Source organism: Bradyrhizobium sp. 41S5, assembly GCF_011516665.3.
Taxonomy (GTDB): domain Bacteria; phylum Pseudomonadota; class Alphaproteobacteria; order Rhizobiales; family Xanthobacteraceae; genus Bradyrhizobium; species Bradyrhizobium quebecense.
The window spans coordinates 4,280,265-4,292,175 of record NZ_CP083721.1 but is presented as its reverse complement, the minus strand read 5'-3'; the positions used below and the strand labels follow the sequence as shown (position 1 = coordinate 4,292,175).

General features: G+C 63.8%; 12 protein-coding genes and 1 pseudogene. 9 read left to right on the top strand and 4 right to left on the bottom strand.

Annotated elements, in window-relative coordinates; all coding sequences use genetic code 11:
• The first annotated feature begins 73 nt into the window (after nt 1-73).
• Nucleotides 74-328 carry a hypothetical protein gene (locus HAP47_RS20445; RefSeq protein ID WP_173643567.1) on the top strand — a complete coding sequence of 85 codons (255 nt, stop codon included), beginning with the start codon at nt 74-76 and terminating at the stop codon, nt 326-328.
• 159 nt (nt 329-487) lie between these two features.
• On the opposite strand, the gene HAP47_RS20440 is transcribed toward HAP47_RS20445, so the two are convergent.
• Nucleotides 488-745 carry a hypothetical protein gene (locus HAP47_RS20440; protein ID WP_092114453.1) on the bottom strand — a complete coding sequence of 86 codons (258 nt, stop codon included), beginning with the start codon at nt 743-745 and terminating at the stop codon, nt 488-490.
• Nucleotides 746-857: 112 nt separating this feature from the next.
• Between HAP47_RS20440 and HAP47_RS20435 the strand changes: the two genes are divergently transcribed.
• Nucleotides 858-2,927 (top strand): ATP-dependent helicase, encoded by a 2,070-nt coding sequence (locus HAP47_RS20435; protein ID WP_173643566.1) that lies wholly within the window; start codon nt 858-860, stop codon nt 2,925-2,927.
• A gap of 6 nt (nt 2,928-2,933) precedes the next feature.
• Here the strand turns inward: HAP47_RS20435 and HAP47_RS20430 are convergent, their stop codons facing one another.
• Both HAP47_RS20430 and HAP47_RS20425 read right to left on the bottom strand, forming a co-directional pair.
• Nucleotides 2,934-3,389, bottom strand: coding sequence for an adenylate/guanylate cyclase domain-containing protein (locus tag HAP47_RS20430; protein WP_173643565.1), 456 nt, complete (start codon nt 3,387-3,389; stop codon nt 2,934-2,936).
• Nucleotides 3,390-3,567: 178 nt separating this feature from the next.
• Nucleotides 3,568-3,819, bottom strand: coding sequence for a PilZ domain-containing protein (locus HAP47_RS20425; protein ID WP_173643564.1), 252 nt, complete (start codon nt 3,817-3,819; stop codon nt 3,568-3,570).
• Between the two features lie 268 nt (nt 3,820-4,087).
• Here HAP47_RS20425 and HAP47_RS20420 point away from each other — a divergent pair, with 268 nt between their 5' ends.
• From HAP47_RS20420 to HAP47_RS20405, 4 genes and pseudogenes are all read left to right on the top strand, one after another.
• A complete protein-coding gene (locus HAP47_RS20420; protein WP_173643563.1) occupies nt 4,088-5,494 on the top strand; it encodes an MFS transporter in 1,407 nt (468 codons plus the stop codon).
• 10 nt (nt 5,495-5,504) lie between these two features.
• The gene (locus HAP47_RS20415) at nt 5,505-6,692 is read left to right on the top strand and encodes an acyl-CoA dehydrogenase family protein (protein ID WP_173643562.1); all 1,188 of its coding nucleotides are present in this window, start codon (nt 5,505-5,507) and stop codon (nt 6,690-6,692) included.
• A 24-nt stretch (nt 6,693-6,716) separates the two neighbouring features.
• Nucleotides 6,717-6,824 (top strand): annotated as a pseudogene (locus HAP47_RS41595) (VOC family protein); the annotation flags it as partial.
• Between the two features lie 164 nt (nt 6,825-6,988).
• Complete coding sequence (locus HAP47_RS20405; RefSeq protein ID WP_231168312.1) at nt 6,989-7,117, top strand: hypothetical protein; 129 nt, start codon at nt 6,989-6,991, stop codon at nt 7,115-7,117.
• Between the two features lie 273 nt (nt 7,118-7,390).
• On the opposite strand, the gene HAP47_RS20400 is transcribed toward HAP47_RS20405, so the two are convergent.
• Entirely contained in the window at nt 7,391-8,143 is a 753-nt protein-coding gene (locus HAP47_RS20400; RefSeq protein ID WP_371821632.1) for a Spy/CpxP family protein refolding chaperone, read from the bottom strand.
• A 451-nt stretch (nt 8,144-8,594) separates the two neighbouring features.
• Between HAP47_RS20400 and HAP47_RS20395 the strand changes: the two genes are divergently transcribed.
• The 3 genes from HAP47_RS20395 to HAP47_RS20385 all read left to right on the top strand — a co-directional run bounded on the left by HAP47_RS20395 (nt 8,595) and on the right by HAP47_RS20385 (nt 11,902).
• A complete protein-coding gene (locus HAP47_RS20395; protein WP_173643560.1) occupies nt 8,595-9,935 on the top strand; it encodes an ABC transporter substrate-binding protein in 1,341 nt (446 codons plus the stop codon).
• A 117-nt stretch (nt 9,936-10,052) separates the two neighbouring features.
• Nucleotides 10,053-10,991 carry a carbohydrate ABC transporter permease gene (locus HAP47_RS20390; RefSeq protein WP_173643559.1) on the top strand — a complete coding sequence of 313 codons (939 nt, stop codon included), beginning with the start codon at nt 10,053-10,055 and terminating at the stop codon, nt 10,989-10,991.
• Complete coding sequence (locus tag HAP47_RS20385) at nt 10,991-11,902, top strand: carbohydrate ABC transporter permease (RefSeq protein ID WP_092114443.1); 912 nt, start codon at nt 10,991-10,993, stop codon at nt 11,900-11,902. The genes HAP47_RS20390 and HAP47_RS20385 overlap by 1 nt, the downstream gene beginning before the upstream one ends.
• The last annotated feature ends 9 nt before the right edge of the window (nt 11,903-11,911 follow it).

Genomic DNA, 11,911 nt, shown 5'->3' with positions numbered 1-11,911 from the left:
CCTTAAGGCTTTGATATAGCGGCGCAGCTAGGTCTGTTCTGTTATTGCTGTTTGCCTTTTGGGGGAGCCCTTCGTGCTGGAACTGGAGAAGCGGTCGCCGCTTGCGTTCCCGATCATGCTGAAAGACGGGCGAACACTCGCGACCGTTGGCGACGCGGCGGATTACCTGTCAGCATTGAACGCGGATCAGCGCGAACGCGGGTACTGGAAGACGGCGATCATGATGTTCAACAACGCCATGCGCGAACCCGGCTATTTGAAGATCGCAACGATGAATCTGCGCTCTGCCCTTGTGTATGACCGCCTCGTCGACGACGTCGGCCACTGATTGTGGTGTTGCAGCTACAGCCGAATCGGCGCGCCTTTCGTAAGGCCCGTTCGTTATGGCCGCAAACAAGGTAACGGCGGTACACGCGACGGCCGGGTGCGCAATGCGCTTCGGCCGCACTCTCGGGCCGCCGCGGAGGGCCAAGGCGGCCCATTCTTTTCAAAGCAATTTGGCGCGGACGAACAGCATTCGCAGCGCGGAGGTTGCTTGCACCGTCAGCATGGCGTTACCGGCCGCGCGTTCCAGCGCGACCAGCGCGTCGTCATGCAGTGAGCGGAACTCCATCCATTCGACGGCGCTGAGATTGCTGATGAAGCGGTAGGCCTGACCGACGGTCGCGAGTGTCACCGTCTCGCCGTTCAGCCGCACTCTGAACGTCGCCTTCAGCGGCGTGTCGGATTTGGAAACGTCACCCATGACGCGGTTGTGCTCCGCGGTGCGTTAATGTCAATCTAATTTCTCTGCTCCCACGCGGGTGCGCCGGCTCCACGGAATCGCAATGTCTGTTAGCGTTTCGTGGGGGTGATTCGTGCCTGATCTTGCCAACACAGCCTATCTCGATGCGCTCAATTCCGAGCAGCGCCGTGCCGTCGAGCACGGGGTCGGCACGGATGGCATCGTCGGCGCCCCGTTGCTGGTGATCGCGGGCGCAGGCTCCGGCAAGACCAATACGCTCGCCCATCGCGTCGCTCATCTGATCGTCGCGGGCGCTGATCCGCGGCGCATCCTGTTGATGACCTTTTCGCGACGCGCAGCCGCCGAGATGGCCGGCCGCGTCGAACGCATCGCGCGGCGCGTGCTCGGCGATCGCGCCTCCGTCATGACCGATGCGCTGAATTGGGCTGGCACGTTCCACGGCATCGGCGCGCGGCTGCTCCGGGAATTCGCCGAACGCATCGCCCTCGACCCGGCTTTCACGATCCATGACCGTGAGGACTCCGCCGACCTGATGAACCTGGTCCGCCACGATCTCGGTTTCTCCCGCACCGAAAGCCGGTTTCCCACCAAAGGCACATGCCTTTCGATCTACTCGCGCTGCGTCAACGCGGAGATGCCGATCGAGGCTGTGCTCGGCCAGTTCTTCCCGTGGTGCTCCGGCTGGGCCAGCGAGTTGAAGCAATTGTTCGCGGGCTATGTCGAAGCCAAGCAGCGGCAGAACGTGCTCGATTACGACGACCTGCTGCTGTACTGGGCGCAGATGGTGACCGATACGGCCTTGGCCGAGGAGATCGGCGGCCGCTTCGACCACGTGATGGTCGACGAATATCAGGACACCAACCGCCTGCAGTCCTCCATCCTGCTCGCACTCAAGCCGGCGGGACGCGGGCTCACCGTCGTCGGCGACGACGCGCAGTCGATCTACTCGTTCCGCGCCGCCACCGTGCGCAACATCCTCGACTTCCCGGCGCAGTTCAGCCCGGCCGCCGAGATCGTCACGCTCGACCGCAACTATCGCTCGACGCAGCCGATCCTGGCGGCCGCCAATGGCGTCATCTCGCTCGCCAAGGAACGCTTCACCAAGAACCTGTGGACCGACCGGACCTCGACCCGCAAGCCGCTGCTCGTCACCATCCGCGACGAAGCTGATCAGGCCCGTTACATCGTCGAGCAGGTGCTGGCCAACCGTGAGGAAGGCACGCTGTTGAAGCATCAGGCGGTGTTGTTCCGCACCTCCTCGCACAGCGGTCCGCTGGAGGTCGAGCTGACCCGCCGCAACATTCCCTTCGTGAAGTTCGGCGGCCTCAAATTCCTCGATGCCGCGCACGTCAAGGATATGCTGGCGCTGCTGCGCTTCACCGCCAATCCGCGCGACCGGGTCGCCGGCTTTCGTATCCTGCATCTGTTGCCCGGCGTCGGGCCGGCCTCGGCGCAGCGCGTGCTCGACCGCATGGCTGAGGCCGCCGATCCGATCGCGGCACTGGTTGCGCTGCCTGCCCCGCCCCGCGCCGGCGCCGACTGGCGGCTGTTCGTCGAGGCGATCGAGAACCTCCGCTACTCGGAATGGCCCGTCGACATCGAACGCGCGCGCCTCTGGTACGAGCCGCATCTCGATCGAATCCACGAGGACAGCGAAGTCCGCCGCGCCGACCTCATTCAGCTCGAGCAGATCGCCGCCGGCTATCCGTCACGCGAACGCTTCCTCACCGAGCTCACGCTCGATCCGCCCGATGCGACCAGCGACCAGGCCGGTGTGCCGCTGCTCGACGAGGATTATCTGATCCTGTCGACCATCCACTCCGCCAAGGGGCAGGAATGGAAATCCGTCTACGTGCTCAACGTCGTCGACGGCTGCATGCCCTCCGATCTCGGCGCCGGCACGTCCGCTGAACTCGAGGAGGAGCGCCGCCTGCTCTATGTCGCCATGACCCGCGCCAAGGACGATCTGCATCTGCTCGTACCGCAGCGCTTTTTCGTCCACGGCCAGGCCGCCAAGGGCGACCGCCACATGTACGCCTCGCGCACCCGCTTCATCCCGGAGCGGCTGCTGCCGATGTTCGAGCGGACCAGCTGGCCGCGCGCCGCGGCCGCGCAGACCTCCTCCGCCAGCCGTGCGCCGCCGATCGATATTGGCGCCCGGATGCGCGGCATGTGGCGCTGACCCGGTTCAAAAGGAATTCAGGTGGGCGGGAACGAAGCCGCCGGTCCGGCGTTGAGGCGACGTTCGTAATCGGCAAACGACCATCCCGACGGCTTCGGCGCGCAATGGCACGCTGGAGCCGTCTTTTTTTCCCCGCGTAACCGGCTGGTCGAAGCCCTTCAACCTATAATCGGAACCGGACGCGGTGATCATGTCGCGGGTTCGATCACGCACGGCCGTCGTGACCCGGATCTCGCCGGATTTTGCCATCGCCTGGGCGCGTGGCGCGCGATTGACCACCGTGCCGACCGCCGTCAGGTCGCGATGGGTCTGGCCGAACGTTCCGAAATTGGTGTCACCGTTGTCCATCCCGATCCCGATGCCGAGCTCGACGTCGCCGGCGCCGATCGTCCGCACCAGGGCGTCGTGCCTTTCCTGGAAACGGCGCTGGATCGCGCGCTGCCAGCAAAGCCTGAACGGCATGGTCGTCCCGGCGCACCGGAAAATTGAAGATCGCGAACACGGCATCACCGATCGTCTTGTTGAGAATGCCGTCATAGCGCCAGATCGCTGCGGCGCAGTTGTTTCACCTGCTGTTTCAGTAACGAAGCCACCCCACGCTGGCTCGATCGGTCATGGCGTCCACACGAGATTGCCGCGCTCAGGCGGTGGTCACGAAACTCACTCCAATCCGCGTCTTCTTGCTCCAGATCACCTGGCAGTCATAGACAACCGAGGCGTTCCGGGCCATCACGAGGCGGAATCGGTGCGGGACGAAGGCCGGATTCTCGACCTCGATGGCGGCCCCCTCCGGCGACATGTTCACGATCGTGCAGTGCATGACCGAACCGCCCGACGAGACATAGCCGGGTTCATTGACCTCGGTTCGCGGATGCTTGCGCTTTTCGTCCACCCGGCCTTCCCCCTCAAGCGTTCCTCACGCAAACGTGGGCGATCGGCATTGCAGGAGTCAACGGCCCCCGCGGCCCGCATCTGGCTTTCGCACCACGATTTGTGCGTAGCAGTAAGCCGAATTGCTTATCGCGCCCGTGCAGATGAGCCCCGCGTCGGTGCGGGCTTGCCGTTCGCGACAGCGTGAGGATAGCCTCACGCTATGGGCGATGCGCTGGCGCGACGCACGCTCTGGACAACAACGAACAGGCGCCATGGGGAGACGTGCCATGTTCGAGATTCTCGATCGCCGGACGACTCTGACCGGCAACCAGATCAAGATCCTTGCGGCGGCCATCATCGGCGATGCGCTGGAATTCTTCGACTACTTTCTGATCGGCTTTGTGCTCGCGTTCCTGATCGGGCCTTGGAAACTCACCTTTGGCCAGTCGGCCACCGTGCTGATGAGTTCCGGCATCGGTGCCATCCTCGGCGCCTATCTGTGGGGCTGGCTCGCCGACCGGGTCGGACGCCGCATCGTCTTCATCGGCACCGTGCTGAATTTCTCGATCGCGACCGGCCTGCTCTATTTCACGCCCGACAATGGCTGGGTTTATCTGGCGATCCTGCGCTTCTTCGTCGGCACCGGCGTCGGCGGGCTCTATTGTGTCGACCTACCGCTGGTGCAGGAGTTCATGCCTTCGCACAAGCGCGGCTGGGTCGGCGGCCTCGTCACCTGCGTGATCCCGCTCGGCGTCGGCCTCGGCGCGGTGCTTGGAGCCGTGATGGGTACCGATCAGTGGCGGCTGCTGTTTGCGATCGGCGTGTTGCCATCGGCGATGGTACTGCTGGTCCGGCTCTGGGTTCCGGAGTCGCCGCGCTGGCTGTGCCGGCAGGGACGCTATGACGAAGCCCGCAAGTCGCTGGCCTGGGCGCTGCAGATGCCGCCATCGGAGCTGCCCTTGCCGAGCGCGGCCGACGCCGGCCCAATCGTCAAGACAAGCTGGTTCGACCTGTTCAAATATCCGCGCAGCCTGATCGTCTCCTGGCTCGGCAACGCCGGCGCGCAGACCGGCGTCTACGGCATCACGCTGTGGGCGCCCGCGTTGTTCGTGCTTCTCCTGAAGGTCTCGCCGCAGGAGGCCGCCAAGATGATGATCCTGCTCAGCATCACCGGCTTCCTCGGACGCATCTCGTTCTCCTGGTTCTCGGAACTGCTGGGACGGCGCATCGCCGGCGGCCTGCTCGGCTTCGGCGCCGGCGCGCTGACCATCATTGCCGGCTATCACTACGACGCGACGCTGTTCGGCATGTCGGCATTCTGGCTGCTGCTCGGCGCCGCGTTCTTCTTCGCCGACGGCGGCTTTGCGATCGTCGGCCCCTATGCCGCGGAGGTCTGGCCGTCGCATCTGCGCACCACGGGGATGGGATCGGCCTACGGCTTCGGCGGCATCGGCAAGATCATCGGGCCGGTCGGGCTTGCCCTGATCGTCGGTTCGAACAACTATCTCAAGCCGGATGTGCCGCTCACCCAGATCCCGGCTGCCTTCGTCTATCTCGGCTGCTGGTTCCTGATGGCGGGCGCTGTTTATCTGTTCTTCGGGCTCGAGACCCGGGGCAAGTCGATCGAGCAGATCGACAAGGAGCTCAACGCGACGGCTGACGTCGCGGCCTCCGCAACGATCCGGCGCGCCTGAGGGAGCCAACATGAGCGCACCTTCTGCCGATCTTGCCGGCGATCGCGACGTGATCGCCCGCGCCGAGGCGGTCAGGGACGCGGTTGCAGCCGCCTCCGACGAGATCGAGACGATCCGCCGCCTGCCGCCCGATCTGCTCGACCGGCTGCATGAGGCGCGGCTGTTCCGCCTGCTGTTGCCGCGCTCGACCGAGGGGATCGAGACCGATCCCGTCACCTTCTTCCATGTCATCGAGACCATCGCCAAGGCCGATGCCTCGACGGCGTGGTGCCTGAGCCAGGCCGGCGGCTGTGCCATGTCGGCGGCCTATCTCGACCTGCCGGTCGCGCAAGAGATGTTTGCCGACCCGCGCGCCGTGCTGGCCTGGGGACCCGGCCCGAAGGTCAAGGCGGTCGAGTGCGCGGGCGGCTACCGCGTCACCGGGGTCTGGTCGTTTGCCTCCGGCGGCCGGCACGCCACCTGGCTCGGCGCCCACTGCCCGGTCTATGCCGCGGACGGCTCGCCGCGCCGCGACGCCAATGGCGAGCAAGTCGAGCGCACCATGCTGGTGCGGACCGAAGACGTCGAATGGACCGACATCTGGAACACGGTCGGGCTGCGCGGCACCGCCAGCGACCAGTTCGCGCTGGCCGACGTCTTCGTCCGCGCGGACCATTCGATCACCCGCGAATTCGATCGCGAATGCCGCGAGAATGGTCCGCTGTACCGGATGAGCAACCACACCTGCTATCAGGTCGGCTTCGCCGGGGTCGCCTGCGGCATTGCGCGCAGCGCACTGGACAATTTCGTCGACGTCGCCCGCAACAAGGTGCCGCGCGGCATGAAGCAGACGCTGCGCGACAATGCCGTGGTGCAATCCGGCCTCGCCCAGGCCGAGGTCAATCTGCGCGCCGCCCGCGCCTTCCTGCTGCAGTCGATGGCGGATATCTGGCAGGACCTGGTTGCCGGGCACAGCATTACGGTCGCGCAGCGCATGACGATCCGGATGGCGGCAACGCACGCCATCCACAAGGCGCGGGAAGCCGTCGACTTCGCCTACAACACGGCCGGCGCCACCGCGATCTTCGACGGCCATCCGTTGGAGCGGCGCTTCCGCGACATCCACACCGTGACCCAGCAACTGCAGGGGCGCTTCAGCCATTTCGAGACCGTCGGCGCCTGGATGCTGGGCGTCGATGCCGACCTCAGCTTCGTTTAACCCGATTTCTCAGGGAGAAGAACCATGCCACTGGGTGGACTACAGCATTTCACGATCGAACCGCAGGACCTGGAGAAGACCAAGGCGTTCTATTGCGATGTGCTCGGGCTTGAGAATGGCGATCGTCCGCCGCTCGATTTTCCCGGCTACTGGCTCCATTCCGGCGGCCAGGCCACTGTCCATTTAATGGGCACTCGCAAACCGCGCGACGGCATCGTGGTGCGCGGCACCGAGAAGAAATATGAGGACACCGGGGGCTCGATCATATTGCCTTCGCCGCCACCGACGTCGACGCCGTGCGCAGACGCCTGCAGGCGAAGAACGTCAGCTTCCGCGAGCAGATCGTGCCGCGCACCGGCGACACCCAGATATTCCTCTACGATCCCGACGGCATCGGCGTGGAACTGAACTTCCCGAAGGGCTGAACAGCTTCGCCGGATTATTCCGCTGCCCAACAATTGGCCGGCGCATGTGCCGGCCAAATTTTCAAGTCGGCAAAACGGTTCCCGACAAGGCCCTGACTCGGCCATCACTCGGGCGTGATCCGGTCCGTTTTTCTTCAACATTAAATGACGAATTAGCCAGGCCGCGCCGCTGCGGCAGAATAGCCGGGTGCTGCGCCTTTAACCTACCCCAGGGCCTGGTGGCCCGGCTATTCGTCCCCACTCCGCTGTCGGACTCCGCTGGCGGAAATGACCCTAGTCCAGCCCGCGTTCGTGGCTGAGGCGGACCATTTCGTTGATGAAGATTTGTTTCTGCTTGTCGTCGAGGCTCGCATAGAGCGGCTCGGCGGCGTCGGCGACGCCGCGCTGATCGACGGCGCGGTCATTGAGGAACTGGGCCTCGTTGCGCATCTGCTCGATGATGTCATCAGGTGGATCGCGTTGCGCCCGTGCAATGCGCAGGTTGAGGCGGTCGGCGCCATTGTGCCCGAGATAGTGCATCGCACTGTTGAAGCCGGCCCAATTCTTCTCCTGCTCCGGCGTCAGGTTGAGCTCCTTCTTGATCCGCTCGATGTTGGCGTCGCTGTTCGCGACGATCTGTTCGGCCGTGAGCTGCGGTGCGCCGGCTTGGGTCAGCACGGTCGGCGCTTGCTTCGCACCCTTGTCCTTGGCGGCGGTCTTGGCCGATTTGGCGGCCTTGGCGCCCTGCTTGTCACCGGACGCCGGAGCCTGTGCATTCTTGCCGTTGCCGGCATTAGGGTTGGCGTTGTTGTTACCGGTCAGCACCCCGGTCACGCCGGTCACCACCCCGACGACGCCGCCGATTGCTCCGCCCAGAACGCCGCCAACCGGTCCGGCGGCCTTGTTACCTTCACGCGCGCCGTTTTCGACGCCCTGCACGATCTGCGCATCGACCATATGAGGCACTGCAAGCAGCGTGACGGCGGCGGCCCCAACCGCGGCGCACAATCTCCATTGCGCTCGCAGCTTCGCTACCGGGATGAGCATGATCGGGTCTCCGTGATCGATAGTGGATTGGACTGACGCGGCGGGCAGGTTTGACGAATCCGGAGCTTATCGTTTCCGGCTTCGGCAAGTCTATCGGTCGCGCCGGCCGTCAACATGACGAAACACGGCTCGGTCAGGGCTTGGCCGGAAACCCGCGGCTCAACCGCGCGCCGTCTACGAGCATCGCTGCGCCAACCTTCGCGTGCGTCGCAGCATGATCACCGGAAGCGCGGCAAACCATGGGCAACTGCAGTGATGCCGATGACACTGCCTGCGATTTGACCACAACGTTAGTACTACTTGGCACAGGCATCTCGTTTCTCGACAGCAGCCGGCAATTCTGTTCTGATCAGTGTGAACGAAATCCCGCGACGTCGCGCGAACGCGACGCACAAAAACAACAACGGGATTTAAAAAGTCTTTGTCCGTCGGCTACCAGGGAGGGAATGCCATGTCACGGAAGAAGCTTTCGCGGCGAGAATTCGTTGCAGCGACAGCGCTGTCATCGGCGGCGCTCATTACAGCCCCCTACGTACGTGGCGCCTACGCAGCCGGAAAGCTCACGATGGGCTTCTGGGATCATTGGGTGCCGGGCGCGAACAGTGCGTCCACCGAACTCGTCAAGGAATGGGGCGCCAAGGAAAAGGTCGAGGTCGAGATCGACTACATCACCAGCCAGGGCAACAAGAACATCGTCACCATCGCCGCCGAGGCGCAGGCGAAATCCGGTCACGATATCTTCCAGATGCCGACGTGGTGGCCGCAGTCCAATGCCGAGCTGCTCGAGCCGGTCAACGACATCATGGACCCGCTCATCAAGCTGAACGGCGACGTCAACGGTACCGTGAAGTATCTCGGCCAGGCCGACGGCAAATGGCTCGGCGTTCCCGCCAGCGTCGGCAGCCAGATCAAGGGTCCCTGCTCCCGCATCGACCTCATGAAGAAGTATGCCAATATCGACGTGCAGGAAATGTATCCGGCCGGAAGCCCCCCGAAAGCGGACAACTGGACCCTCGATACGTTCCTCAAGGCGGCTGAAGCCTGCCACAAGGCCGGCTTCCCGTTCGGCATCGGTCTCGGCGAAACCAGCGACAGTGTCGACACTGCCGGCGCGATCTTCCAGTCGTTCGGCGCGCAGTTGGTCGATGCCAAGGGCAACCTCACCGTCAAGACCGACGCGGTGCGCCAGTCGCTCGAATTCTACAAGAAGTTGCTCGCCTTCCTGCCGCCCGATGTTTCCGCGTGGGACGATGCCTCCAACAACAAGTGGCTGGTCTCGGGCCGGGGTGCGATGATCATGAACCCGCCGAGCGCGTGGGCGGTCGCCAAGCGCGATGCTCCGCAGGTCGCAGAGCAATGCTGGACCCATGGGTTCCCAGCGGGGCCGAAAGGACGCTTCGCGCCCTATCTGCCGTTCTTCTGGTCGATCTGGTCGTTCTCGAAGAACAAGGAGGCGGCCAAGAGCCTGCTGTCCTTCCTGTCGCAACCCGCATCGATCGAAAAGATGGTGGTCGCGAGCGGCGGATATGACCTGCCGGCCTACGAAAAGCTCACGACGTTGAAGGTTTGGGCCGAGGCTGCGCCGCCAAAGGGCACGCTCTACCACTACCCGAACCCCTACCATCATCAGACGCTGTCGATCGCGGCGTCACCCGCGCCGCCCAAGGTCGCGCAGCAGATCTACTTCCAGGCCACGCTGACCAAGATGTGTCTGCGATACTATCAGGGTGAAAACATGGAAAAGACGCTCGCCTGGGCCGAAGGCGAGTGTGAAGGCTTCATGCGAAGCTGACGAACGGACGAGTTCGCGCGCGGCCGCCGACCGTGCGGGCCGCGCGAGGTCTCGTCTTTATAGCCCAACCGCCGGACCGGCGAGCCGTGCAACCAACCCGCGCGAGGAACCTGCGTAATGGTTGATGTCGCATTCCAATCCAACCGCACAGCTGCGGCCCCGACAGGGCGAAGGCGCGCCGGCCTGCGCAACGCGCTGCGGCGCAAGTCGATGTCCGCGTTCCTGATGACGCTGCCGCTGATCCTGCTGATCGCCGTGCTCGTGATCTATCCGGCCCTCTATTCCCTGCATCTGGCGACGCTGAACAAGGCGATGACGAAGTTCGTCGGCTTGGGCAATTTCGAGTTCCTGTTCAAGCGCGAAACCTTCTGGCTGGTGGTCAAGCAATCCTGCATCTTTGCGATCTCGGCGGTGGTCTTCAAAGCGCTGATCGGTTTCATCGTCGCGCATTTCGTGCACAACGTCCCCGCCAACAAGCAGCGCAAATGGCGCGGCATGCTGCTGGTGCCATGGGTGATCCCGCCGGCGATGAGCACGCTGGCCTGGCTGTGGCTGTTCGACCCCTCCTACAGCGCCTTCAACTACACGCTTGCGTTCTTCGGCCTCGGGCCGATCCCGTGGACCGGCGACGCGATGTGGGCGCGCTTCTCGGTGATCCTGGTCAACGTCTGGTACGGCGCGCCGTTCTTCATGATCATGTATCTGGCGGCGTTGAAATCGGTCCCCGAGCAGCTCTATGAGGCGGCCGCGATCGACGGCGCCAATTGGTGGCAGCGGATCTGGTACGTGACCTTGCCGATGATGCGCAACATCATCGCGATCACGACGCTGTTCTCGCTGATCGTGACCTTCGCCAATTTCGACATCGTGCGCATCCTGACCGCGGGCGGGCCGCTCGACCACACCCACATCTTCGCCACCTGGGCGTTCCGCGTCGGCATCGAGGGTAGTGACATTCCGCTCGGCGCCAGCGTCTCGCTGTTCATGGTGCCGATCCTCGCGGTCGCGGCGATCTTCATCCTGCGCGACATCACCAAACGCGGGAATGAATCCTGATGAGCACGGTGACGATCGACAAGTCGGGACCGACCCGCAAGGTCAAATACGGCAGCATGAGTCGCGACCGGACCTGGGCGCTACGCTGGTCCTATTTCTTCCTGACGCTGTTTGCGATCTTCTCGCTGGTGCCGCCGCTCTACATGCTGATCACCTCCCTGAAAGGCAGCGCGGAGATCTCGGCAGCGACCAATCCGTGGTGGGTCTACCACCCGACACTCGAGAACTACATTCAGCTCCTGACCTCGAACCAGTTCCTGCGCTTCTTCTGGAATTCGGCCTGGGTCTCGATCATCGTGGTTACCATCACGATGCTGATCAGCGTGCCGGCGGCCTTTGCGCTGGCGCGGATGAAGTTCTGGGGCTCGGCGACGCTCGCAACCGGGGTGTTCCTGACGTACCTCATTCCGGACAGCCTGCTGTTCATCCCGCTGTTCAAGATGTTCGCGGTTATCGGCGACTGGACCGGCATTCAGCTCATAAACCGCTGGTATGTGCTGCTGTTCATCTACCCAACGCTGACGGTGCCGTTCTGCACCTGGATCATGATCGGCTATTTCGCCTCGATCCCGAAGGAGCTCGACGAAGCTGCGATCATCGACGGCGCGAGCTGGTTCCAGACGCTGACCCGGATCTTCATCCCGGTCGCCCTGCCCGGCCTGATCGCGGCAACGATCTTTGCCTTCACCGTCTCCTGGGCCCAGTTCCTCTATCCCCTGGTGTTCACCACCTCCACCGATCAGCTTGTGCTCCCGGTCGGAATCATCACGACCCTGATCAAGGGCGACGTCTTCAACTGGGGGCAGATCATGACCGGCGCCCTGCTCGGCGCCGCGCCGCCGCTGATCATCTACGCCTTCCTGATGGACTACTACATTGCCGGCCTGACCGCCGGTGCGACAAAGGGTTGAACGCGACAA

Excerpts from the sequence above, each read along its gene's own strand:
- HAP47_RS20420 (WP_173643563.1), top strand. The coding sequence starts at position 4,088 with ATGTTCGAGATTCTCGATCGCCGGACGACTCTGACCGGCAACCAGATC.
- HAP47_RS20390 (WP_173643559.1), top strand. The coding sequence starts at position 10,053 with ATGGTTGATGTCGCATTCCAATCCAACCGCACAGCTGCGGCCCCGACA.
- HAP47_RS20400 (WP_371821632.1), bottom strand. The coding sequence starts at position 8,143 with ATGCTCATCCCGGTAGCGAAGCTGCGAGCGCAATGGAGATTGTGCGCC.
- HAP47_RS20430 (WP_173643565.1), bottom strand. The coding sequence starts at position 3,389 with ATGCCGTTCAGGCTTTGCTGGCAGCGCGCGATCCAGCGCCGTTTCCAG.
- HAP47_RS20415 (WP_173643562.1), top strand. The coding sequence starts at position 5,505 with ATGAGCGCACCTTCTGCCGATCTTGCCGGCGATCGCGACGTGATCGCC.
- HAP47_RS20395 (WP_173643560.1), top strand. The coding sequence starts at position 8,595 with ATGTCACGGAAGAAGCTTTCGCGGCGAGAATTCGTTGCAGCGACAGCG.
- HAP47_RS20440 (WP_092114453.1), bottom strand. The coding sequence starts at position 745 with ATGGGTGACGTTTCCAAATCCGACACGCCGCTGAAGGCGACGTTCAGA.
- HAP47_RS20385 (WP_092114443.1), top strand. The coding sequence starts at position 10,991 with ATGAGCACGGTGACGATCGACAAGTCGGGACCGACCCGCAAGGTCAAA.